Below are 21696 nucleotides of genomic sequence, written 5' to 3'. Positions count from 1 at the left end.
ACGTTGTGGTAGTGGCCTGGGTGCTCACCCTGTTGCTGCTGGCAGGCGTGCTGTGGCTGGCCATCGGCGGCGACGTCGGTGGCACCGTCCTGACCGGGGTCGCGATGCTGTCCGTGGGCGCGCTCGCGTTGCACGGCACGCTGCTCCGTCCCCGGCTGGCGGCAGGCCCCGGCGGACTCCTGGCCAGGACCGTGGGCGGTGCGCACCGCTACTCCTGGACCGAAGCCCGGCTCCGGCTTCGCACCACGCGACGGCTCGGCCGGGACAGCCTGACCCTGGAGGTCGAATCCGGCGACCACCTGCTGGTGTTCGGCCGGATCGACCTCGGTGAGGACCCCCGCGACGTACTGGACGTCCTCACCGCTCTCAAGGGTCAGGCGTTGTCGTAGTAGTGGACGTCGCCGTTCTGGCCGTGTGACCAGCCCGGGACGGCCGGGCCGACCGCGGGCGGCGCGTACTCCCCGAAGATCTCGTACGGCGAGGCCGGCGAGCAGATCGGGTTGATCTTGACGACGCAGTTCCGCAGCGACCCGCTGAACTTCGCTTTGACGTGCCGGGGCCGCTGGTCCTCCACCACCGCCGGACCCGCCGTGATCTCCCAGCCGGTGGCCGCGCCCGGCCCCGTCGTGCCGACGGTCTGCGTGGCCGCCGAGGACGTCACGCCGGGATCGCCGAAGCAGATTTTCAACGCCGAATCGACGTAGGCGACACGGAGCGTGATGGTGCTGCCCGAGCCGAGGAAATAGCGTTTGGTGTAGGTCTGGCAGGTCTCGGCGGCTTGCCCGGCCTGCGCGACCGCGGGTGCCGATACCGACGCCAGCACGGCGACGGCGGTGAGAGCTGCTGCTTTTCGGATCTTCATCTCAACCCCCAAGTTGACGATGCACATGATCAACTCGAAGGTACCCAGCCCGACCGCTTCTCGATCGGGTTTTCGGATGACCCACTCGGGGGAAGAGCGACTACTCCGGGTAGCAGGCGTAGGAGGGCACACCCCGGCTGGTCGCGAGCTCACACGTCGCGGAAATCGTCTGCGAGTCCTTCCAGACGACGAGCCCGATCATCGCCACCACGACGATCGCGATCCCGCCGAGCTGCCATTTCAGCCGGTTCTTGTCCGGCGCGTACAGCAGCGCGAAGGTGGCCAGGAGGCCCGCCACGAACCCGCCGGCGTGCCCGAGGATCGAGATGCCGGGCACCTGGAAGGTGATGAAGACGTTCAGGCCCAGGATCACCAGCAGCCACGTCGGGTTGAGCCGCAGTTTGATGACGATGACCGTGTACGCGCCGATGAGCCCGAAGATGGCGCCGGACGCGCCGACCACGGGGACGGCGTCCAGGTCGCTGAAGACCAGGTTCGCGGCCGAGCCGCCGAGCAGGGAGACGAAGTAGAGCACCGTGAACGGGACGCGGCCGAGCGCGGTCTCCAGCGGGCGCCCCACGAACCACAGTGAGAACGCGTTGCTCGCGATGTGCAGCAGGCCGTACTGGAGGAATCCCGAGGTGAGGATCCGCCACCATTCGTCGCCGGCCAGCGTCGCGGGATTCCACAGCTGGCCGTACTGGAACAGCTCGGAGAAGTTGTTGTTCGCGATGCTGCCGGACTGGACGACCGTGATGAGGAAGACGATGACGTTCAGCGCCAGGAGGACCGGCGTCACGACGGCCGTCCGGGCGGGCTGGGCGCCCGCGAGGGTGCGCGAGCCGTACCCGGCGTCGCGGTACTGCTTCTGCTGGGCGCGATCCTGCTGACGACCGGCCTGGACGCAGTCCGTGCACTGGAAGCCCACGGCGGCTTCGCGCAGGCAATCCGGGCAGGCCGGACGCTCGCAGCGTGAACAGCTCAGCCCGGTCGGCCGGTTCGGGTGCCACCAGCAGCCGGGCATGGCGGCCTGCTGGTACTGGGGATTCGGTGGTTGGCTCACGATGCCACCAACCTACCGAAATCCCCGGTAACAGGCTCTGCGATCAGCGGCTGATGCTGACCTTCTCGATGACGATGTCCTGCAGCGGACGGTCGGCCGGACCGGTCGCCGTGCGGCCGATCGCGTCGACGACGTCGCGGGAAGCCTGGTCCGCGACCTCGCCGAAGATGGTGTGCTTGAAGTTCAGGTGCGTCGTCGGCGCGACGGTGATGAAGAACTGCGAGCCGTTGGTGCCGGGTCCGGCGTTGGCCATGGCCAGCAGGTACGGCTTGGAGAACTGGAGCTCCGGGTGGAACTCGTCGCCGAACTTGTAGCCGGGGCCGCCGCGGCCGGTGCCGGTCGGGTCGCCGCCCTGCAGCATGAAGCCGTCGATGACGCGGTGGAAGATCGACCCGTCGTAGAACGGGCCCGAGTTCGTTCCCTGCGCGTTGGGCTGGGTGTACTCCTTGCTGCCCTCGGCGAGCCCGACGAAGTTCGCGACCGTCTTCGGCGCGTGGTCGGGGAACAGGTTCAGGTTGATGTCACCCTGGTTGGTGTGCAGAGTGGCCTTCAGCGCGCCACCAATGAGGGATCCCTTGCTTTCAGTCACGAGCTTCATCGTGCCATCTGCGGCAAGATCTGGGGAAAAGGGGCACGATAGGTTACAAGCAACGAAGCAGAATCAAAACGATTGATGAGGTGAAGGCCATGACCCGGGCCGCAGATTCGGTGAGCGAGTCGGCGAAGGCCGGCGCGCTCGGCCTGCGCAAACGTGCTGTCGAGGCGGGTAAGGAAGCCACCGCCCACGCCGTAGAGGTAGCCGAGCAGAAGCTCTCCGAGAGCGCCGGTGAGATCGCTAAGACCAGCCGTCGCGCGCGCAAGAAGCTCGCGAAGAAGACGGAACTGACCCGCAAGGAGCTCAAGCGGAGCTCGAAGGCGGCTCGCAAGGAGGCGCTGGCCAGGCTTTCCGAGATGCGGAAGCCGGGCCGCAAGGCACGCAAGGCCGCCATCCAGGCCGCGAAGTCCGCCGGTGAGTCCAAGCGCCGGGGCAAGAAGGACTTCAAGGCGGCGAAGAAGGACTTCAAGGCCGCGCTCGTCGAGGCGAAGACCGCTGCCAAGGGGACGCGCAAGCGTCGTCGCTGGCCGTGGGTGATCGGTATCGCCGTCGTCGGCGCCGGTGCCGCCTACGCCCTGCGTTCCAAGCAGGAGCCGCCGGTCGCGCCCGCGCCGCCGAAGGCTCCGCCCGCTCCTCCCGCCAAGCCCGCCGCTCCGGCCGCGGCCGCTCCGAAACCGGCACAGCCGGCGAAGCCCGCCGCTCCGGCGAAGCCCGCCGCTTCCGGTCCGGCTCCGGCCAAGCCCGCGGCTCCGAAGAACGGGCACCAGGCTTCGAACGCGGGCTCCGCCGACAAGAAGAACTGACGCCTCACCCTTTTCTGCTTGTCGCGAAGGGCCGCCCAGGACCGCTTCTCCGGTCCCGGGCGGCCCTTTCACGTCTTGGTGACGGGGAGGGTGCGGGTGAGCGTGTGTCCCCGGCGCATCCGGCCGTCGGGGGTGAACTCGCCGAAGAAGTACACCTCGATCGTGAGGTCCCTCTTGCGGTTCGTCACGTACAAGGTGCTCCGGGCGGCGATCCGGTCCCCGCCCGCCACCGCTTCGTGCACCTCCCATCGCGCGGTGGGCCGGTTCTTGCGGACCGGGCGGGCGTGCGCGATGAGGTTGTCCCGGTCCATCCGGTGGCCGTCGGCGATCTGCACGATGTCCGGCGTGTGATAGCGGTCGACGATCGCTCCCGCGTCCTCGTCGCTGTTCACCAGCTCGTCGTGGAACGACAGGTGGAAATCCGCGATGAACTTCTTCGGGTCTGAGCCGTGGAAAGGCGCCATGGTCGCTCCCAGCCTCGCGAAACATCTCTTACAGGCTGTAAGATATCAACGACCCATCAATTCTGACAAGGTGTAAGAGATGCCTCGACCCTCGGCGCGGAACCAGCGCTCCGACGCACAGCGCAGCAGGGCTTCGATCCTGGAGGCGGCGCTCCGGACCCTCGGCACCGATCCTGACGCCGGCGTCGAAGCCATCGCCACCACCGCGGGCGTGACCCGTCAGACGGTCTACGCCCATTTCCCTTCACGAGGGGAACTGCTGGCCGCGGTACTCGACCGCATCACCGAGGAGGCCGTCGCCGCGATGGACGCCGCGGACCTCGACGACGGCCCTGCCGCCGAGGCGCTGGTGCGGCTGATCGAAGCCGGCCGCCGCACGTCCGGACGGTACCCGGCCCTGCTCCGGAAGATCACTTCCCTGCCCGCGAGCCCGGACGACGATCAGCGGCGCCACTCACCGGTCGCCGAGCGGCTCGAACGCGTCATCCGGCGGGGCAAGGAGACGGGCGAGTTCGACGATCGGCTGCCCACGGGCTGGCTGGTGGCGGTCACCGTGAAACTCGGCCACGCCTCCGGTGAGGAGGTCGACTCCGGCCGGATGTCCGCCGACGAGGCGGCGGACGCCTTGCAAACGAGTCTGCTGCGGGTGTTCGGCGCGACATCGTAAACGCGATGAAGGGGCGCCCTCCACTCCCAACAGGATGTTGAAAGCGGACCGGGCGCCCCTTCGGCGCGCTTTACGTCAGCGCGATCAGACAGACGCAGCGTGCTTGTCGATCAGCTGGCCGAGGCGGGGCAGGGCCTCCTCGACGTTCTTCTTGCCGTTCGGGCGCAGCTTCGAGTACACCTTCTTGATGCTGTCGCGGCTGCTCTTCTCGGCGCGCGAGTCGGTGACCGACAGGAGCGCGTCCGAGGCCTCGTCGCTACGACCGACCAGGTAGGCACCGAAGTCGTTGCCGCCCTTGGCCTTGTAGTCACCGTAGAACGGCTCGAGCGCACCGGTGAAGTCGTCGAGCAGGGTGTCGACGGCGGCGGGGATGATGCCCGGCTTGATCTTCTTGACGGCGGCGAAGCCGGTCTTCACGACGGCACCCGAAACGCCGCCCTTGTCCGAGACCTCGGCGTCGACGAGGCCTTCGAAGTCGCTCACGACCGCCGGGCGACGGCTGGAGTCGAGCAAGATTTCCTTGAGGGTGTCAGCCACGAAACCTGTCCTTTTGTCTTATGGGGAGAAATGATCTTTTGTGCCGCCGAGCCACACCGCAAGGCGGCCTCCGCCGGATCTGGCGCCCGCGCTGGTCCCGCGAAACCTCGCGCGTGCGGCACAGGGTAGTACAAGATCAACTTCACTCTGACGTGTGGATACCACTACCTAGAGCTTCAGCTCACCGATAGCCTCCTTCGCCACCGTACGTGCCTTGATGCTCTGCTTCTGGTTGGTGGTCACGACTACCGCGTTCCCGCCCTTCGCGACGGCGTAAACGGCGCCTTCGCCGGAGGGTTGGTAGCCGCCCTTCCAGCCCGCCGGTTCGTCGGCGGGGTTGGAGGTGTCGATGGGCGCCGCCTGATCCACCAGCGCCTTCGCCACGGCGGGTTCCCCGACGTACACGCGCACGGTGAGCTGCAGCTTCCCGCTGAGCGCGTAGAAGAAACACGTCGGATGCGGCTGGTCGGCCGAGGTCTTGACCTTGGAGACCTTCTGCCCGTTGGCGTCCGAGACGAACTCGTTGCCGAGGTACGGGCACGGGCCCTTGCCGGTGGGTTCCGGGGCAGGCGGGATGCTGGGCGCCGGGGTGTTCGACGGCGCGGGCGAACTCGCCGCGGGCGGCGGCTGTTCCGTCGGCCCGCAGGCCGCCAGCAGCGGCACGACGAGCGGCAAGATCAGAAGACGTCGCATAGTGGCGTCCAGTGAAGCAGATCGCCGTTCGTGCGACGATGGCCGTGCGCGAGGAGTCTTCGGGAGGCGTCAGTGCTCAGCAAGGAGCAGTACCTGGGTGCGGTGGCAGAGCGCATCCAGCGCAGCGGGGGCAGGCTGAACACGGTCCAGATCGGCCCGAGCGCCGCCGTCGTCGGCCTGTTCACCGAGTCCGTGATGATGTCGACGATGAACTACTGCGTGGTCGCCGCGGCGATCCCGGAGGTGACCGCGCCCGCGTTGTACGACTTCACCGGACTGGCGACGCAGCACGCGCGCGCGAACGTGATGGGCACGGTCGGCTGGACGGCCGCTTCGGTGGTCATCGCCGGGCTGATCGGCGACCGGGTGTACCCGGACGCCGCGCAGGCCGCGTCGGCGAAATCCGGCAACCAGTTCGGCGGCGAGACCCGCATGGTGGCCGTCGACGTTTCGGCGGCGCAGATGTACGCGTTCGTCGGCGGGAAGCTGTGGGGCGCCGCGGTGCAGGGGTCGGTCAACGCGAAGCTGACGTTCTGTTTCCCGCAGCCCGCCGAGGTCTATCAGCAAGTGCAGTGGGCGCAGTCGCAGGGCCAGCAGCCGCCGATGCCACCAGGGCCGCCCATGCCTCCACCAGGACAGCAGCCGCCACCCGGCTGGCAGCCGCAGCAGCCGCCACCGCCGCAGTACCCGGTCGGGCCGCCGCCGGCGCAGGGTCCACCGCCGGGTCAGCATCCGCCGCACTATCCACCGCCCGCGCCCGGTTACCCGCCGCAGCGCCCGCCGGGGTACTGATGGATCGCACGTTGCGCGGCTGGCCTTCGTTCCCCGAAGAACTCTCGGAGTTCGACACCGACGCCACACCCGCGACCCCGCGCGAGCTTTTCCTGGAATGGCTCAACGAGGCGGGGGAACACGTCCTGGCGCCCCACGCCGTCACTCTGTCCACAGTGGACGCCGACGGGATGCCGGACGCGCGCGTCGTGATCCTCAAGGACGTCGACGGCGACACCTGGGCGGTCGCGACGAGCTCAGAAAGCCCGAAAGGTGTTCAGCTGGCGAAGAATCCGTTCGCCGCACTGACTTTCTTCTGGCCGGGACGCGGCCGCCAGGTCCGCCTGCGCGGCCCTGTCGCCGTCGCCGATCCCGAGGTGTCCGCGGCCGACTTCACCGCCCGGCCGCCGGCTTCCCGGGTGGAGGCGTTCATCGGCAGGCAGTCCCAGGTGCTCGACGATCCGGCCGATCTCGACCGCGCGGCCGCGGAAGCGGAGCGGTGGGTCGAGGAGAATCCCGGCGTGGCACCGGAAACCTGGACCCGCTATCTGGTGACGCCGTCCGAAGTGGAGTTCTGGCAGGCGAGCCACGACCGGCGGCACCGGCGGCTCCGCTACCGGCGCGCGGACGGGACCTGGCACAAGGAACGCCTCTGGCCGTAAACGGTAACTGGGAACGACGATCGTCGGGTTGTCGTGGACGATTCACTTCGGCGACGGTGAACCCCACCTTGTCCCCAGATCGTTCGGAGGCGAAATGTCCACACGCCGTCGCATCGGGGGCGCCTTGGCCGCCACAGGGCTCGCCCTGCTGGCCGTCACGACGCCCGTCGCGAGCGCCCAGACCGGCGACCCGGCGAGAGGGCTGTATTCGGTGGAAGGCGCGTCCACCCCCGACAAACGCACCGAGGTCGCCCGCACCGGCGTCGACGTCGCGGGCTCGCGCGGTGGCGCGCTGACCGTCGTCGCCACGCCGGGACAGGCCGCCGCCCTGCGCGCGAACGGCTTCGGACTGAAGTCGCTCGGCGACTTCGACGGCATGCTGAAACAGCGCAGTGGCCGGGCGGGCACCGCGGCCGTCGCGGGTGACTTCCCGCCGGGCGACGAGGCGTACCACACCTACGCCGAAACGACCGCGGAGCTGCAGAAGGCCGCGAAGGACCACGGCGACATCGCGACCCTGTCGAGTGTCGGCAAGTCCTACGAAGGCCGTGAGCTGAACCTGCTGAAGATCAGCGACAACGCGGGCACGGACGAGAACGAGCCCGAGGTCCTGTTCACCTGCAACCAGCACGCGCGCGAGCACCTCACCACCGAGATGTGCCTGCGGATCGTGCAGCGGTTCACCAGCGGGTACGCGAGCGACCCTGCCATCAAGAAGATGGTCGACGAGCACGAGATCTACGTGATCCCGAACGTCAACCCGGACGGCTCCGAGTACGACATCACCGGCGGCGAGTACCAGGGCTGGCGCAAGACGCGGAAGCCCGTTCCGGGCAGCAGCGCGGTCGGCACCGACCCGAACCGCAACTGGGACTACAAGTGGAACTGCTGCGGCGGGTCGAGCAACAGCCCGTCCGCCGAGGACTACCACGGTCCGTCGGCGTTCTCCGAGTCCGAGACCAAGGCGGTCGCGGCGTTCATCGACTCCCGCGTGGTCGGTGGCGCGCAGCAGATCAAGACGCACATCGACTTCCACACCTTCTCGGAGCTGGTGCTCTGGCCTTACGGCTACACGAAGGCCGAGACCGACACCGGTCTGAACGAGGAGGAAGCGAAGCGCTTCGCCGACGTCGGCAAGCAGATGGCTGGCACCAACGGTTACACGCCCGAGCAGTCCAGCGATCTGTACGTCACCGATGGCGACATCAACGACTGGGCGTGGGGCAAGCACAAGATCCTCAGCTACACCTTCGAGATGTACCCGAAGGACGGCGGGATCGACGGCTTCTACCCGCCCGCTTCGGTGATCCCGGAGCAGACCGCGCGCAACGACAAGGCCGTCGACATCCTCATCAACGAGGCGAAGGCCTGAGATCGGCCACTCGCGACGCCCGGCTCTTCGGCGAGTCCAAGCTGAAGCTCCGGGCGTCGCCGAGTTGGTCACGGACGAATTCTTCGGTCTTCGCGATCGTCTCGCGCAACGCGGCGTCCTCTTCGCCGAAGAACTTGTGGACGATCTTTCCGGCTTCGGTGTCGAACTCCCACAAGCCGGCGATGCGGCCCCTGTCGACGATCACGTGACTCGGCGGATCCGCCTGTCCGCCCAGCGTCTCCCCCGGCCGTCCGCCGGGCACCGGGCGTTCGACGTCGGCGTCCGCGAGCAGCCGTGACATCTCGCGGTGCAGAAGATGGATGCCGTCGATCCCCGCGAGCAGCGCGTACGACGGCTCCGACGGCACGGTGAACGCGGCGAACTCGTCCGCGAGTTCCTTGGGCATCACCAGATCGGTGCCGTCGAGCGGCACGAGTTCCAGCTGTTCCGCGATCTTCTTCGCGCTCGCCGCGGTGAAACCGGAGAACCAGCGGAAATGCTTGAGCGACGCCGGAGCCGCCCACGAGAAGTACCGCCGGGCGAGTTCGGTCCGCGCGGTGTCCATATCGGACAGTCCGCCGCGCGGGGACGGCGTCCACCGGACATAGCCGTAGCGCTGCTGATCCAGCCGGCCGTTGACCGGGACCCGGCGGATGTCGCCGCGCGCCTGGAGCAGGCCGAGCGCGAGCGGCAACGTCGTGGTGGTGCCGCGTTTGCGGCCCGCCTCCCCCAGATCGCGCACCGCGGACCCGGCGGCGTCCTTGATCGCGGCCGGACCGAGCGGTTCGTCCGAAGCGTCGAGCAGATCGGCGACGGTGACGCACAGCTGCTCGATCTCGGCCTGCGTGACGCCGAGGTACTTCTCCGCGGCCACGAGTTCACCCGCCGGTGCCGCGGCCCCGACGGTCAGGCCGAGTTCGAAATCCGCCGACGGCAGGACGTAAGTGCAGCCGCGCGCCGAAGGCAGCTCGTGGATGGCCAGCCGGGCGACGTCCGCGTCCACCGTCTCGCGATCCAGACGGGCTCTGGCGAACAGCCCGAGATAGGGCGCCGAACCGCCGACCGAGCGCATCCAGCCGGTCCGTTCCAGTACCTCGGCCGCCGATGACCCGAGCAGCGATCCGTCGAGACCCTGCCGATGTGCCACCACGCGCGCAGCTTGTCGGTCGCCATGGGTTCCACGGTATGGGCACTTGGTGACACCTCGCAGCCTGGCACGATGGACGGATGCTGGTCGAGCTGGCAATCGGCGACGCGTACGGGGGCTCCTTCGAGCACGCGTACCCGGGCTTCGTCGCGGAGCACAACAACCTGACCGGTTACGTGCCGCATCACGGGCTGCCCGGCGCCCCGGCCGGTCGCTACACCGACGACACGCAGATGACGATCGCGATCGCCGAGGTGCTCGTCTCCGGGCTGCGATGGACGCCGCTGCTGCTCGCCGAGCAGTTCGTACGGGCGTATCACCGCGATCCGCACGACGGCTACGCGCCGAGTTTCCATCAGCTGCTCAGCGAGGTCCGCGACGGCGAAGAGTTGCTGCGACGGCTCCGGCCGCAGAGCGACAAGAGCGGCGCCGCCATGCGCGCCGGGCCGATCGGGGTCCTGCCGACCGTCGACGACGTGCTCTATCACGCGAAACTGCAGGCCAGGATCACGCACGACACCCCGGCCGGGATCGCCGCGGCGCAGGCGGCCGCGCTGGCCGTGCACTATTGCCACCATCGGGTGGGGCCGCTTTCCGAGATCGCGAGGTGGATCGAAGGGATCCTCCCCGAGGATGTGGGGCACGGCGGCTGGGCGCTGCCGTGGTCGGGCAAGGTCGGGCCGCAAGGCTGGATGAGCGTGCGCGCGGCGCTGACCGTGTTGACCGGCGGCGGAGGACTCGCCCGGATGCTGCACTCCGCCGTCGCGCTCACCGGCGACGTCGACACCGTCGCGACGATCGCGCTGGCCGCCGCTTCACGCTCGCCCGAGGTGGCACAGGATCTGCCGCCGGTGCTGTGGCGTGACCTGGAGAACGGCGAGTTCGGTCGCGACCATCTGGCGAAACTCGACGAGCGGCTGCTGCGCGTCTGACGGACAGACTCGAAAGTTAGGGTGACCTAACCTAGACTGATCGCATGGATTCCTTGACGCCGGTTCGCGAAGCCGCCGATCATTTCGGGCTGGCGATCTCGACCCTGCACTACTGGGAGCGCCGCGGGCTCATCACCGCCTTCCGCCGCTCGGGACAGCGGTATTACGACGACGATCAGCTGTACCGCATCGCGCTGATCAAGCACTGGCGGCGGATCGGCGGGCTGGGTCTGGCCAGGATCACCGAACTGCTCGCCGAACAGCACCGCTGGCGGGACGTGGTGACGGGACGGCTCGCCGAGATCGAACGGGAGCGCGCGCGGCTCGACACCGCGCACGACTACCTGGTCGAACTGCTCACCTGCCGCCGTGACGGGAACCTTGAGGACTGCCCCTGGTTCCGAGACCGGGTCGATCTGCCCGCGCACGCGGCGGCGAGCTGAGCCCGGGCATCGTCACCGCCGCGACCACCGCGGCGGCCGCGAGACAGGCGGCGGAGGCGAGGAACGCGGCGGTGTAGCCGTGCACCAGCGCCTCGCCCTTCGGCAGGCCGGACGGCGAACTCGCGGTCACGGCCGCCGCGAGCGCGGTCAACGCGGCGAGCCCGAGCGCGCCGCTGGTCTGCCGGACCGTGTTCAGCAGACCGGCGGCCAGGCCGTTCTGACGTTCCGGGACGCCGCTCGTGGCGGCCATGGTGATCGGGGTGAAGGCCGCCGCCGTCCCGAAGCCGAAGACCATTCCGGGCACCAGCACGGAAACGACGTAGGAAGCGTGCGCGCCGGCCAATGCCGCGATCGCGGCGAAACCCACCGCGCCGAGCGCGCAGTACAACGCCGCCGCACGCCGTGGCCCGATCCGCACCGACAACCCGCCCGCCGTCCGCGCGCCGGCGAACATCGCCACCCCCATCGGCAGGTAGGCCAATCCCGCCCGCATCGGCGAGTATCCGTGGACATCCTGCAGGTACAACGAAAGCAGGATCGGGCTGGCGAGGAAACCCAGTCCCAGCAAGAAGATCACCACGTTCCCGCTGCTGACCGAACGCAGCCGGAAGATTCCGAGCGCGACCAGCGGTTCGTCCGCCCACCGGTGCTGGTGCACCAGGAAAACGGCGAGCAGGACGAGCCCGCCGGACAGCGGGAGCAGCACGGACCCGCTTCCCCAGCCGTCGGACGACGAACGCATCACCGCGTAGACCACACCGACGAGTCCCGTCGCCGACAACACCGCGCCGAGCACGTCCAGCCTGCCGCGAGGACGGCTTCGATCCCGAAGCGGCAACACCGTTCCTGCGACGAGAACGGCCACCACTCCGATCGGGACACTGACGAAGAACACCCAGCGCCAGCCCGCCCACTGCGTCAGCAAGCCGCCGATCACCGGCCCCGCCGCGGCTCCGGCCGCGCCCACCGCGCTCCAGGTGCCCAAGGCCCGCGCACGACGGGCGGGTTCGGTGAACGTCGTCGTCAGCAGGGACAACGTGACCGGCATCAGCAGCGCGCCGCCGAACCCTTGCACCGTGCGGGCGACGAGCAGTGTTCCCGGGGAACCGGCGAGCCCGGCGGCGAGCCGCGCGACGGTGAACAGGCTCATCCCGAGCACGAAGATCCGCCGGACCCCGAATTCGTCGCACAACCGTCCGCCCAGCAACAGGAACCCGGCGAAAGCGAGCGTGTACGCGTTCACCACCCACGTCAGCGTGCCTGCCGAGAAGCCGAGGCCGAACCGGATCGAGGGCAGGGCGACGGAAACGATCGTCGCGTCGAGGATGACCACGAAGGATCCTGCGCAGGCCAACGCCAGCACGGCGCCTTCACGTTTCATACCGGCAGCGTGCACGCTGAAGCACGCTTGAGGGCAAGCCCGCGCTACCAGGAAGGCCGGTACCGCAGGCCTTGCTCGTAGTACTGGTCGTCGGATTCGGGCTGCTCGTCCGGTGCGAGCCCGGCCGGTTCCTCCGACCGGTCCTTGAGCACCACGTTCTCAGTGCTCGCGGGCGGACGGCGCGAAACCGGGACCGACGGCGCGACGGTTTCCCCTTCCTGTTGGAACGAAGGGGTGAACCCGAGCCGCCAGCGGAGCCTGTCCGTGATGTACCCGGCGTTGCCGATCGGCGCCATCAGCTCCGCGCTGCGTTTCGCGGATCCTTGCTGCGCTTCCTGATAGGTCCGCATCACGGTGTCCGCGATCTCGGCGGGCGACATCCGCGACGCGGCTTCGCCCACCCTGAGCCGCGTCATCACGCCGTCGGTGTTGACCGAAACGGAAACGGCGCCGTCCGGCGAGGACGCGTCGACCGAGAGGGCGGCCAGTGCCTCGAGCATCGCTTGCCGGTCGGCTGGCGGCTTCTTGGCCGCCGGTTCGTCAGCCACGATCCTCCATCAGTCGGTCGGCAGCGGGGAAAGTTCCATCGGCGGTTCCTGGAACTTGCCGTCGTTCGAGATGTCGACGTTCTTGTCCCGGACCCGCTTTTCCGTTCCCTTGTCGGTGTTTTCGGTTTCGAAGTTGCCGGGATCGAAGGTCTCGCCGGGGCTGACGTCCGGCGGTTCGGGGATGATCGGCAGGTTGTTGATCTCGGTGTTGATCTTCGAGATCAGGGATTCCGACGCGCGGAACATGGCTTCACGGATGTTGACCACACCGTCGTGGAAGCTGTTGTAGATCATTTCGGGGCTGTCCCCGACGATCGCGGCGTTCTCGGAGACCAGGGTCGAGAGCCCGGCACCGGCCGCCGCACCGGCGACCTGCACACCGTTCGCCGTGGTGAAGAACGTCGCCGCGGTGAGTCCTGCCGGTGGCGCGGCCGCCACGAGCAGAGCGGTGACAGCGGCGGCGAAGGTCGCGGCCAACGCCTTCACCAAGGCGGATTCGTCCTGCCGTTCCTTGTCGTCCCGGTATTTCTCCGCCGCGGTCAGAAAGGAGGCGGCGAGAGTGCTCAGGTCGGCCCGTGCGGTCGCGATGGCGTCCCGCGCGGCCACGATGTCGGCTTCCAGCACGGTGAGTTTGGTACCCACGCGGGAATAGGTGTTCACGAGACCCTGGATGTAGCTCTTGGCGGTCTCGGCGCCTTCACCGCGCCACTTGAGAAGCAGGACCAAGGACCGGTCGAGCGGCGCTTTCGTGTCCTGGAAAGCGTTCCAGAGACCTTCGTAGGCCTCGATCATGGGCTGCAGACTGTTCTCGCCGACGAGCTGCGCGTCGGAGAATTCGAGGAAGAAGTCGCGGATCTGTTCCTTGCGCCCACCGCTGAAATCCGCGTCGCTGCCGAACATCCACGGCTGGAAAAGGAGGTCGACGGCCGTGAAGGCCTTCTCGGCGCCCGCTTGGAGGTCGTGGGTGATTCCTTCGAGGAGTTTGCTGTTGTCGCCGAAGCCGGAGTTGGTCTCCGCGTCCAAAGCGTTGAAATACCCGTCCACGCCGCTACCCCTGGTTCCCGTACGCCGCGCGGTTCACTCGCTGCTTGTTGTCCTCGTCCACGGCTTCGTAAAGTTCGGCGACCCTCGCCAGCGCCTGTGAGGCGTCCTGCGTGCTGCGGAGCAGCTTCCCGAGCATCTTCTCGACGGCCTGGCGGTGTTCCTCGTACGCCGCCGAAACCCCGCGCATGCCCAGCGTCTTCCCGAACGCGGTGTCCGGCGCGAAAAGGCCGGGCATGAAGCCACCCGTGACCGGGTCGGGAGCCGGCACGTCCTGGCCCCGCACACCGGTGTGTGCGGTGCTGACGATGTCCGCGGCATTCTGCAGTTCCTTGCTCGACAACCTGAGATCGTCGAGGTCGGTTTCGAAACTGACCATGTTCACCTCGCTGTCCGGATTCCACCCCCATGTAAGCAGCGTTGACTTGGCTGGGCGCGCGACTTTGTCATCCGCGTACGGTGACGAACGTCACCACTCAGACGCAGACCCAGCAGTAGAGGTGATCACCCCGGGTCTTGGCGTCGCGGGCGAGTTCCGCGAGGCCGGTCAGCAAGTCGGCCAAATCGGCGGGGTCGGCCTCGCCGCCGAACTCCTCGGTGCGGGACCAGGGTTCGGCCACCTCGCGCAGGCGAGCCTCGTCGGCGTCGGACAGCGCGGTAGCCAGCTCTTCGGTCAGCGCGACGACCAGCAGCGCACCGTCATCGGCCATGGCGACAGGTTCGATGGAGCGCCCGATGACGGTGTCGTAGTCGACCCCGGTCAGCAAGGACTCCAGCGTGCCCAGCTGCACGAACGGGTCCACACCCTTGAGCTGGACGGTCGGCAAGGACGCCTCGGACGGCCCTCCGACGAGGTCGATCGTGGCGGCCGCGGCTTCGTTGTCCGGCGCGGCGAAGTAGTCGAAGAGAACACCCATGCGCGCATTCTGGTGGAAACGAGAAGGCCACCCGCTGCACGGGTGGCCTTCTCGGTTTTCGGAGTGGAGCTGAGGGGAATCGAACCCCTGACCCCTGCCTTGCAAAGGCAGTGCTCTACCAATTGAGCTACAGCCCCGGATCGCAGGCGATCATGATAACCGCCTGCGCCGAAATCAGTTGTTGCGGGACGCGTCCGCGGCCTTGGCCGGAGCGCTTCCGTTGGTGGAGGCGGATCCCAGCGGACGCTCGGTGGGAGCGGTGGCCTCACGCCAGAGGTCGGCCTCGGCCTTGGCGGCCTTGTTGCGCTTGATCACGAACAGCACGCCGCCCGCGATGACCGCGAGTGCCAACAGCTTCTTCATCAGAAGCCCCCTCTTTCCGCCGAGTTGCTCCGCTTACCCACCGATGCTACTGCACCACGTTCCACGTGGAACCGTCCCCCACGGCAATGGGCCACCGCGGCCACAACGACCACGCGCCCCAACGCTGGGGGGTCCAGGGGGGGCGAAGCCCTCCCTGGCGGGGGTCTGGGGGTTCGACCCCCAGAAATGACAAACGCCCGGTCGCGGTTTGTGATTTCCACAAACACGACCGGGCCAACCGGGTGGGCCCACCAGGACTTGAACCTGGGACCTCTTCGTTATCAGCGAAGCGCTCTAACCGCCTGAGCTATGGGCCCGAACGAGGAGAAGATTACAGGACGTCTTTCGACGCCCTGCAACCGGGTCACTCTCGTTCGGAAAGGGTCACTTCCAGGCCTCCGGCGAGGTCGGCGGAGACGTTGTAGATGAAGGCGCTGACGGTGGCCAGCGCCGAGATCAGCACGATGTTGATGGCGCCGAGGATGGCCGCGATCCCGAAGACGCGGCCGGCGCTGATCAACGGGTCGGCCGGCGCGTCGGCCCCTTCTCCGCCGACGAGCGACGAGTAGGTCCCGTTGAGTTTGTCCCAGACGCCCATGCCGTCGAGGACGGTGTAGAGGACGCCGACGGCGACGAGCCACACGAAGAACAGCGCGACGCCGAGGACGAGGGACAGTTTCAGCACCGACCAGGGGTCGAAGCGTTTGATCTGCAGGCTGGCGCGACGCGGTCCGCGGCCGGGGCGGCGGAGCGCGGTGGGGGCGGCACGGGTGCGGGAGGCCGACGGGATGGCGGAGGGGGCGGGCTCGCCCTCTCCGCTGTCGCCGAAGAGCCTCTTCGCGGCTGTGCCGCTTACCCCGTGATAGTCGGTCACGGTTGTCGCGTCCCGCTTCGGTTCCGAGTGGGCCACGTCTTCGGTGGCGACCGAAGACACCGAGACCGTCTGCTCGCTGGAGCCTTCGGGTTCCCCGGCGCCGCTGTCACGCTGCCAGGGTGGGCTCGAAGAACCCGCCTGCGCGCCGCCTGCTTCGGGCTTCTCGGATGGTGTCACGAGGTGTCAGTCCTTACCCAGTACGTGGGGCGTCGTCTATTCCTGCTCCGACGCCGGGGTTTCTTCTCCTTCAGCACTACCTGCAGTGGCGACGTCTGAGGGCTCGTCCGCGTTGCGTGCGACCGCGAGAAGAGTGGTTCCTTCGTCGAGATTCATCAGCCGCACTCCCTTCGTCTGCCTGCCGGCCTTGCGCACCTGTCCGGCCGAAGTCCGGATCACCCCGCCGCTGGAGGTGATCGCGTAGAGCTCGTCTTCGGCGTCGACGATGACCGCTCCCACCAGCCTGCCACGTTTCTGGTCGTACTGAATGGTGAGCACACCCTTGCCGCCGCGGCCCTGCACCGGGTAGTCCTCGGTCGGCGTGCGCTTGGCGTAGCCGCCGCCGGTGGCGACGAGGAGGAACTTGTCGGGCTGGACGACGTTGATGCCGAGCAGCTCGTCGCCGTCGTTGAACCGCATGCCGAGCACACCGGACGTCGCGCGGCCCATCGGGCGCAGGGCTTCGTCGGTGGCGTGGAAGCGGATCGACTGGCCTTCCGCGGACACGAGGAGCAGGTCGTCCTCGGCGGCCGCGAGGACCGCGCCGACCAGTTCGTCGCCTTCGCGCAGGTTGACGGCGATGAGGCCGCCGGCGCGGTTGGAGTCGAAGTCGGTGAGCTTGGTCTTCTTCACCAGGCCGCGGCGGGTCGCGAGCACGAGGTACGGGGCGACCTCGTAGTTCGGGATCTCGATGACCTGGGCGATCTGCTCGTCGGGCTGGAACGCGAGCAGGTTGGCGACGTGCTGGCCGCGCGCGTTGCGGTTGGCCTCGGGCAGGTCGTACGCCTTCGCCCGGTACACGCGGCCCTTGTTCGTGAAGAACAGGATCCAGTCGTGCGTCGAGCAGACGAAGAAGTGCTGGACGATGTCGTCCTGTTTGAGGGTCGCGCCCTGGACGCCCTTGCCGCCGCGTTTCTGCGAACGGTACAGATCTGTTTTCGTTCGCTTGGCGTAACCCGTGCGGGTGATCGTGACGACCACGTCCTCGACGGCGATGAGGTCTTCGACCGAAACCTCGCCGTCGAACGGGATGATCTTGGTGCGCCGGTCGTCGCCGTACTTGTCGACGATCTCCTGGAGTTCCTCGGCGATGATCGTCCGCTGCCGCTCGGGCTTCTCGAGGATGTCCTTGAGGTCGGCGATCTCGAGTTCGATCTCGGCCAGGGTGTCGATGATCCGCTGCCGCTCCAGTGCCGCGAGGCGGCGGAGCTGCATGTCGAGGATCGCGGTCGCCTGGATCTCGTCGACGTCGAGCAGGCTCATCAGGGCGGGCCGGGCCTCTTCGGCCGAGGGCGAGCGCCGGATGAGGGCGATGACCTCGTCGAGCATGTCCAGCGCCTTGACCAGACCGCGCAGGATGTGGGCGCGTTCCTCGGCCTTGCGCAACCGGAACCGGGTCCGGCGGACGATGACGTCGATCTGGTGCTTCACGTAGTGCCGGATCATCTGGTCCAGGCGCAGCGTGCGGGGCACGCCGTCGACCAGTGCCAGCATGTTGACACCGAAGTTCTGCTGCAGCTGGGTGTGCTTGTACAGGTTGTTCAGCACGACCTTGGCGACCGCGTCACGTTTGATGGTGACGACGATCCGCATCCCGCTGCGGCTGTTGGACTCGTCGGCGATGTCGGAGATACCGGTGAGCTTGCCGTCGCGGACCAGGTTCGCGATGTTCTCCACCAGGTTGTCCGGGTTGACCTGGTACGGCAGCTCGGACACGACGAGGATCGTGCGGCCCTTGGCGTCTTCCTCGACCTCGACGACCGCGCGCATGCGCACGGAACCGCGGCCGGTGCGGTAGGCGTCCTCGATCCCGGAATTGCCGAGGATCATCGCCTTGGTCGGGAAATCCGGGCCCTTGATCCGGACCAGCAGCGCGGCGAGCAGCTCGTCGTCGCTGGCTTCGAAGTTCTCCAGCGCCCATTTGACGCCGTCGGCGACCTCGCGCAGGTTGTGCGGCGGGATGTTCGTCGCCATCCCGACCGCGATCCCGGAACCACCGTTGACCAGCAGGTTCGGGAACCGCGACGGCAGGACGTCGGGCTCCTGGGTGCGGCCGTCGTAGTTGTCGGAGAAGTCGACGGTCTCTTCTTCGATGTCCTGCAGCATGTGCATCGCGAGATGCGCCAGCCGGGACTCGGTGTACCGCATGGCGGCGGCGGGGTCGTTGCCCGACGAGCCGAAGTTGCCCTGGCCGTCGATCAGCGGGTACCGCAGCGACCACGGCTGGGCGAGCCGCACCAGCGCGTCGTAGATCGCGGAGTCACCGTGCGGGTGGTAGTTGCCCATCACGTCGCCGACGACGCGGGAGCACTTGTTGTACCCGCGGTCGGGGCGGAAGCCGGAGTCGAACATCGAGTACAGCACGCGGCGGTGCACCGGCTTGAGGCCGTCCCGCACGTCCGGCAGCGCCCGCGACACGATGACGCTCATCGCGTAGTCGATGTAGGAGCGCTGCATCTCCTGCTGGATGTCGACCGGTTCGATCCGGTCGTGGTCCGGAGCAGGCGGCAAGGTTTCCGTCATGAGGTCCTTCTCGTGGGAGCAGTCCTAAGGGGACAAAGAGGAACGGGGACGCCTACACGTCCAGGAAGCGCACGTCCTTGGCGTTACGCGTGATGAAGGAACGGCGCGCTTCGACGTCCTCGCCCATCAGGACGGAGAACAGGTCGTCGGCCTGCGCGGCGTCGTCCAGGGTGACCTGGCCGAGCAGCCGGTTCGCCGGGTCCATCGTGGTCTCCCACAGCTCTTCGGCGTTCATCTCGCCGAGACCCTTGTAGCGCTGGATCGCGTCGTCCTTCGGCAGCTTCCGGCCGGCCTCGACACCCGCCTGGATGACGGCGTCGCGTTCCCTGTCGGAGTAGGCGTACTCCGGCTCCTGCCGCGGCCACTTGATCTTGTACAGCGGCGGGCGCGAGAGGAACACGTGCCCGTGCTCGATCAGCGGGGGCATGAACCGGAACAGGAAGGTGAGCAGCAGCGTGGTGATGTGCTGGCCGTCCACGTCGGCGTCGGCCATCAGCACGATCTTGTGGTAGCGCAGCTTCTCGATGTCGAACTCTTCGTGGATACCGGTGCCGAGCGCGGTGATCAGCGACTGGACCTCGGTGTTCTTGAGGACGCGGTCGATACGGGCCTTCTCGACGTTGATGATCTTGCCCCGGATCGGCAGGATCGCCTGGTACATCGAGTCGCGGCCTTCCTTGGCCGAACCGCCCGCCGAGTCACCCTCGACGATGTAGAGCTCGCATTCCGACGGGTTGGTCGAGCGGCAGTCCTTGAGCTTGCCGGGCAGCCCGCCGATCTCCAGCGCGCCCTTGCGGCGGACCAGGTCCCGCGCCTTGCGAGCGGCCATCCGCGCCTGCGCCGAGGAGATCGACTTGTTGATGATCGTCTTCGCCTCGGTGGGGTTGCGCTCGAACCAGTCGGTCAGCCATTCGTTCGAGGTCTGCTGCACGAACGTCTTGGCCTCGCTGTTGCCCAGCTTGGTCTTGGTCTGGCCTTCGAACTGCGGCTCGGAGAGCTTGATCGAGACGATCGCGGCGAGCCCCTCGCGCACGTCGTCACCGGAGAGGTTGGCGTCCTTCTCCTTGAGCAGCTTCTTCTCGCGCGCGTACGCGTTGACGACGCGGGTGAGCGCGGCGCGGAAACCCTCTTCGTGCGTGCCGCCCTCGTGCGTGTTGATCGTGTTGGCGAAGGTGTACACCGACGGCGTGAAGCCGTTGTTCCACTGCATGGCGACCTCGACCTCGAGGCCGGTTCCCTTGGCCTCGAAGGAGATCACGGACGCGTGGATCGGGTCCTTGCTGCCGTTGATGTGCTTGACGAAGTCTTCGAGACCGCCCGGGTAGCAGTAGGTCTTCTCCTTGACCCGCGCCGCCTGGCCGGAAGCGTCCGTTTCGGTCTCTTCGTCGGCGACGCGCTCGTCGCGCAGCGAAAGGGTCAGGCCCTTGTTGAGGAAGGCCATCTCCTGGAGGCGCCGGGAGATCGTCTCGAAGTTGTACGTCGTGGTCTCGAAGATGTCGCCGTCGGCCCAGAACGTGATGGTGGTGCCGGTCTCGGTCGCCGGGCCCAGGTCCTGCAGCTCGCCGGGGATCTGGTCGGTGTACTCCTGACGCCAGCTGCGGCCGCCGTACTTGACCTCGGCGACGAGCTTGGTCGAGAGCGCGTTCACCACCGAGACGCCGACGCCGTGCAGACCACCGGAGACGGCGTAGGAATCGCTGTCGAACTTGCCGCCCGCGTGGAGCACGGTGAGCACGACCTCGAGGGTCGGCTTCATCTCCTTGGGGTGCATGTCGACCGGGATGCCGCGGCCGTCGTCGACGACGCGCACGCCACCGTCGGCCAGCAAGGTAACCTCGACCTTGGTCGCGTAGCCGGCCATCGCCTCGTCGACGGAGTTGTCGACCACCTCCTGGACGAGGTGGTGGAGGCCGCGTTCACCGGTGGAACCGATGTACATACCGGGACGCTTGCGGACGGCTTCGAGGCCTTCGAGCACCGTGATCGACGACGCGTTGTACTCGCTCTTGTTCTCGGTCACAGGCGTTGATTCTCCTCGTCTCGCCCGAGCGGACGCTCGCTCATCCCCAGTGTACTTGGCCGCGTCCGCAGACATGCGGCAAGGACACCCCTGATTTGCTCACAGGCGCGCTAATTCGTTCGAAGAAGAGTCTTGACGTTCGCGAAGCACTCTGAAGGCGTTCTCGGCGCTTTAATGGGCACTGTCGCGGCGAAGCGCAACTCGGGTCAGCCGTACGTGTCACGCGGGCCACGTCCCGGGACGTGCCGCGGCCCTTTCCGCCAGCTGGGCGCCGTCGGCCCTTGGATCCGCATCTTCTTCACCACGCCGTTCCCGACGCCTTTGGCGATCTTCGCCAGCAGCTGCCCCTGAAGCAGGCGAAGCTGCGTCGCCCACGCCGTCGAACTCGCGCGGACGGTCAGCTCGCCGTCCTTCAAGGCCACTGGCTGAGCGTGTTCAGCGACCTCTTCACCCACCAGGCGGGCCCAGTGGCCGAAGACCTGACCGTTCGCCAGCCGCGTGTTCCAGCCGCGGTCGACGGCGATCCGGGAGGCGAGCCTGCCGAGCGGTTGCGGGTCGCGTGCGTCGGCGCCCGGCCCTGACCAGCGACGACGTCGCGGGCTTTGGCCGACCGAACCGGCTCCCCCTCCGGTGATACGGCCGCGGCGCACGCCCGGTTCAACCCCGCGGGCCTTCGCTTTGGCCTTCGCGGCGTCGAGAGCCGCCCGAGCAAGATCACGACCCGTAGTCGGTTCTTTGCTTTCGGTATCGGTTGAGCCGTTCGATACCGAGGGGCGATCACTCCGCGTATCGAACAAGGCTC

25 protein-coding genes and 2 tRNA genes are annotated in these 21696 nt (G+C 67.8%); 8 read left to right on the top strand and 19 right to left on the bottom strand.

The annotated features are described in order from the left end of the window. The first annotated feature begins 11 nt into the window (after nt 1-11). Complete coding sequence (locus tag AMK34_RS16925) at nt 12-389, top strand: PH domain-containing protein (protein ID WP_051972290.1); 378 nt, start codon at nt 12-14, stop codon at nt 387-389. On the opposite strand, the gene AMK34_RS16920 is transcribed toward AMK34_RS16925, so the two are convergent. The 3 genes from AMK34_RS16920 to AMK34_RS16910 all read right to left on the bottom strand — a co-directional run bounded on the left by AMK34_RS16920 (nt 374) and on the right by AMK34_RS16910 (nt 2523). Continuing rightward, nucleotides 374-862 (bottom strand): hypothetical protein, encoded by a 489-nt coding sequence (locus AMK34_RS16920; protein ID WP_073846324.1) that lies wholly within the window; start codon nt 860-862, stop codon nt 374-376. The genes AMK34_RS16925 and AMK34_RS16920 overlap by 16 nt on opposite strands. Nucleotides 863-962: 100 nt before the next feature. Continuing rightward, nucleotides 963-1925 carry a rhomboid family intramembrane serine protease gene (locus tag AMK34_RS16915; protein WP_073845952.1) on the bottom strand — a complete coding sequence of 321 codons (963 nt, stop codon included), beginning with the start codon at nt 1923-1925 and terminating at the stop codon, nt 963-965. Nucleotides 1926-1968: 43 nt separating this feature from the next. Beyond that, nucleotides 1969-2523, bottom strand: a complete 555-nt coding sequence (locus AMK34_RS16910; RefSeq protein ID WP_037333946.1) for a peptidylprolyl isomerase — start codon at nt 2521-2523, stop codon at nt 1969-1971. A gap of 89 nt (nt 2524-2612) precedes the next feature. On the opposite strand from AMK34_RS16910, the gene AMK34_RS16905 reads away from it, so the two are divergent. Further along, complete coding sequence (locus AMK34_RS16905; protein ID WP_038522080.1) at nt 2613-3323, top strand: hypothetical protein; 711 nt, start codon at nt 2613-2615, stop codon at nt 3321-3323. A gap of 68 nt (nt 3324-3391) precedes the next feature. On the opposite strand, the gene AMK34_RS16900 is transcribed toward AMK34_RS16905, so the two are convergent. Further along, entirely contained in the window at nt 3392-3787 is a 396-nt protein-coding gene (locus tag AMK34_RS16900; RefSeq protein ID WP_073845951.1) for a nuclear transport factor 2 family protein, read from the bottom strand. Nucleotides 3788-3866: 79 nt separating this feature from the next. Between AMK34_RS16900 and AMK34_RS16895 the strand changes: the two genes are divergently transcribed. After that, nucleotides 3867-4454: a TetR/AcrR family transcriptional regulator gene (locus AMK34_RS16895; RefSeq protein ID WP_073845950.1), complete on the top strand. Its 588-nt coding sequence runs from the start codon at nt 3867-3869 to the stop codon at nt 4452-4454. Nucleotides 4455-4538: 84 nt separating this feature from the next. Here the strand turns inward: AMK34_RS16895 and AMK34_RS16890 are convergent, their stop codons facing one another. Beyond that, on the bottom strand, nt 4539-4991 hold the full coding sequence (locus AMK34_RS16890; RefSeq protein WP_038507053.1) for a DUF6918 family protein: 453 nt from the start codon (nt 4989-4991) through the stop codon (nt 4539-4541). Between the two features lie 168 nt (nt 4992-5159). Then, nucleotides 5160-5684 carry a DUF2020 domain-containing protein gene (locus AMK34_RS16885; protein ID WP_037333956.1) on the bottom strand — a complete coding sequence of 175 codons (525 nt, stop codon included), beginning with the start codon at nt 5682-5684 and terminating at the stop codon, nt 5160-5162. A 72-nt stretch (nt 5685-5756) separates the two neighbouring features. On the opposite strand from AMK34_RS16885, the gene AMK34_RS16880 reads away from it, so the two are divergent. The 3 genes from AMK34_RS16880 to AMK34_RS16870 all read left to right on the top strand — a co-directional run bounded on the left by AMK34_RS16880 (nt 5757) and on the right by AMK34_RS16870 (nt 8489). Continuing rightward, nucleotides 5757-6476: a hypothetical protein gene (locus AMK34_RS16880; protein ID WP_034321947.1), complete on the top strand. Its 720-nt coding sequence runs from the start codon at nt 5757-5759 to the stop codon at nt 6474-6476. Further along, nucleotides 6476-7117, top strand: coding sequence for a pyridoxine/pyridoxamine 5'-phosphate oxidase (locus AMK34_RS16875; protein WP_073845949.1), 642 nt, complete (start codon nt 6476-6478; stop codon nt 7115-7117). The genes AMK34_RS16880 and AMK34_RS16875 overlap by 1 nt, the downstream gene beginning before the upstream one ends. A gap of 94 nt (nt 7118-7211) precedes the next feature. Beyond that, nucleotides 7212-8489: a M14 family metallopeptidase gene (locus AMK34_RS16870; protein ID WP_083649881.1), complete on the top strand. Its 1278-nt coding sequence runs from the start codon at nt 7212-7214 to the stop codon at nt 8487-8489. Here the strand turns inward: AMK34_RS16870 and AMK34_RS16865 are convergent. Continuing rightward, complete coding sequence (locus AMK34_RS16865; RefSeq protein WP_241832780.1) at nt 8470-9639, bottom strand: DNA glycosylase AlkZ-like family protein; 1170 nt, start codon at nt 9637-9639, stop codon at nt 8470-8472. The two genes, AMK34_RS16870 and AMK34_RS16865, sit on opposite strands and share 20 nt — an antisense overlap. Before the next feature lie 77 nt (nt 9640-9716). On the opposite strand from AMK34_RS16865, the gene AMK34_RS16860 reads away from it, so the two are divergent. Both AMK34_RS16860 and AMK34_RS16855 read left to right on the top strand, forming a co-directional pair. Further along, entirely contained in the window at nt 9717-10568 is an 852-nt protein-coding gene (locus AMK34_RS16860; protein ID WP_073845947.1) for an ADP-ribosylglycohydrolase family protein, read from the top strand. Nucleotides 10569-10612: 44 nt separating this feature from the next. Then, entirely contained in the window at nt 10613-11011 is a 399-nt protein-coding gene (locus tag AMK34_RS16855) for a helix-turn-helix domain-containing protein (RefSeq protein WP_038507041.1), read from the top strand. Here AMK34_RS16855 and AMK34_RS16850 read toward each other — a convergent pair. The 12 genes from AMK34_RS16850 to AMK34_RS16795 form a co-directional block, all read right to left on the bottom strand. Continuing rightward, on the bottom strand, nt 10926-12392 hold the full coding sequence (locus AMK34_RS16850; protein WP_073845946.1) for a DHA2 family efflux MFS transporter permease subunit: 1467 nt from the start codon (nt 12390-12392) through the stop codon (nt 10926-10928). The two genes, AMK34_RS16855 and AMK34_RS16850, sit on opposite strands and share 86 nt — an antisense overlap. A 44-nt stretch (nt 12393-12436) precedes the next feature. Beyond that, nucleotides 12437-12940 (bottom strand): YbaB/EbfC family nucleoid-associated protein, encoded by a 504-nt coding sequence (locus AMK34_RS16845; protein ID WP_038507034.1) that lies wholly within the window; start codon nt 12938-12940, stop codon nt 12437-12439. A gap of 9 nt (nt 12941-12949) precedes the next feature. Continuing rightward, entirely contained in the window at nt 12950-13984 is a 1035-nt protein-coding gene (locus AMK34_RS16840) for a hypothetical protein (protein ID WP_038507031.1), read from the bottom strand. 4 nt (nt 13985-13988) lie between these two features. Continuing rightward, complete coding sequence (locus AMK34_RS16835) at nt 13989-14360, bottom strand: hypothetical protein (protein ID WP_038522075.1); 372 nt, start codon at nt 14358-14360, stop codon at nt 13989-13991. 97 nt (nt 14361-14457) lie between these two features. After that, a complete protein-coding gene (locus AMK34_RS16830) occupies nt 14458-14898 on the bottom strand; it encodes a hypothetical protein (protein WP_073845945.1) in 441 nt (146 codons plus the stop codon). Nucleotides 14899-14962: 64 nt separating this feature from the next. Continuing rightward, nucleotides 14963-15035: transfer RNA gene (locus AMK34_RS16825), tRNA-Ala, on the bottom strand. Between the two features lie 37 nt (nt 15036-15072). Further along, entirely contained in the window at nt 15073-15261 is a 189-nt protein-coding gene (locus tag AMK34_RS16820) for a DLW-39 family protein (RefSeq protein ID WP_034321928.1), read from the bottom strand. A gap of 243 nt (nt 15262-15504) precedes the next feature. Further along, a tRNA-Ile gene (locus tag AMK34_RS16815) sits at nt 15505-15578 on the bottom strand. A gap of 47 nt (nt 15579-15625) precedes the next feature. Continuing rightward, nucleotides 15626-16312, bottom strand: a complete 687-nt coding sequence (locus tag AMK34_RS16810) for a DUF3566 domain-containing protein (protein ID WP_038507022.1) — start codon at nt 16310-16312, stop codon at nt 15626-15628. Between the two features lie 36 nt (nt 16313-16348). Then, nucleotides 16349-18874, bottom strand: a complete 2526-nt coding sequence (gyrA, locus tag AMK34_RS16805) for a DNA gyrase subunit A (protein WP_038507019.1) — start codon at nt 18872-18874, stop codon at nt 16349-16351. Nucleotides 18875-18926: 52 nt separating this feature from the next. Further along, the gene (gene gyrB, locus AMK34_RS16800; protein ID WP_073845944.1) at nt 18927-20894 is read right to left on the bottom strand and encodes a DNA topoisomerase (ATP-hydrolyzing) subunit B; all 1968 of its coding nucleotides are present in this window, start codon (nt 20892-20894) and stop codon (nt 18927-18929) included. 206 nt (nt 20895-21100) lie between these two features. Next, nucleotides 21101-21691 (bottom strand): DciA family protein, encoded by a 591-nt coding sequence (locus tag AMK34_RS16795; RefSeq protein WP_051972288.1) that lies wholly within the window; start codon nt 21689-21691, stop codon nt 21101-21103. Between the last annotated feature and the right edge of the window lie 5 nt (nt 21692-21696).

It is taken from the genome of Amycolatopsis sp. CB00013, assembly GCF_001905755.1.
GTDB classification, from domain to species: domain Bacteria; phylum Actinomycetota; class Actinomycetes; order Mycobacteriales; family Pseudonocardiaceae; genus Amycolatopsis; species Amycolatopsis japonica.
The sequence above is the reverse complement of the archived record's forward strand: the minus strand, read 5'-3'. Positions and strand labels throughout refer to the sequence as shown.

Bases quoted from the DNA above. Each gene is read 5' to 3' on its own strand.
- AMK34_RS16905 (WP_038522080.1), top strand. From the start codon at position 2,613: ATGACCCGGGCCGCAGATTCGGTGAGCGAGTCGGCGAAGGCCGGCGCG.
- AMK34_RS16835 (WP_038522075.1), bottom strand. From the start codon at position 14,360: ATGGTCAGTTTCGAAACCGACCTCGACGATCTCAGGTTGTCGAGCAAG.
- AMK34_RS16900 (WP_073845951.1), bottom strand. From the start codon at position 3,787: ATGGCGCCTTTCCACGGCTCAGACCCGAAGAAGTTCATCGCGGATTTC.
- AMK34_RS16920 (WP_073846324.1), bottom strand. From the start codon at position 862: ATGAAGATCCGAAAAGCAGCAGCTCTCACCGCCGTCGCCGTGCTGGCG.
- AMK34_RS16820 (WP_034321928.1), bottom strand. From the start codon at position 15,261: ATGAAGAAGCTGTTGGCACTCGCGGTCATCGCGGGCGGCGTGCTGTTC.
- AMK34_RS16885 (WP_037333956.1), bottom strand. From the start codon at position 5,684: ATGCGACGTCTTCTGATCTTGCCGCTCGTCGTGCCGCTGCTGGCGGCC.
- AMK34_RS16870 (WP_083649881.1), top strand. From the start codon at position 7,212: ATGTCCACACGCCGTCGCATCGGGGGCGCCTTGGCCGCCACAGGGCTC.
- AMK34_RS16910 (WP_037333946.1), bottom strand. From the start codon at position 2,523: ATGAAGCTCGTGACTGAAAGCAAGGGATCCCTCATTGGTGGCGCGCTG.
- AMK34_RS16895 (WP_073845950.1), top strand. From the start codon at position 3,867: ATGCCTCGACCCTCGGCGCGGAACCAGCGCTCCGACGCACAGCGCAGC.
- AMK34_RS16855 (WP_038507041.1), top strand. From the start codon at position 10,613: ATGGATTCCTTGACGCCGGTTCGCGAAGCCGCCGATCATTTCGGGCTG.
- AMK34_RS16830 (WP_073845945.1), bottom strand. From the start codon at position 14,898: ATGGGTGTTCTCTTCGACTACTTCGCCGCGCCGGACAACGAAGCCGCG.
- gyrA (WP_038507019.1), bottom strand. From the start codon at position 18,874: ATGACGGAAACCTTGCCGCCTGCTCCGGACCACGACCGGATCGAACCG.
- AMK34_RS16875 (WP_073845949.1), top strand. From the start codon at position 6,476: ATGGATCGCACGTTGCGCGGCTGGCCTTCGTTCCCCGAAGAACTCTCG.
- AMK34_RS16860 (WP_073845947.1), top strand. From the start codon at position 9,717: ATGCTGGTCGAGCTGGCAATCGGCGACGCGTACGGGGGCTCCTTCGAG.
- AMK34_RS16850 (WP_073845946.1), bottom strand. From the start codon at position 12,392: ATGAAACGTGAAGGCGCCGTGCTGGCGTTGGCCTGCGCAGGATCCTTC.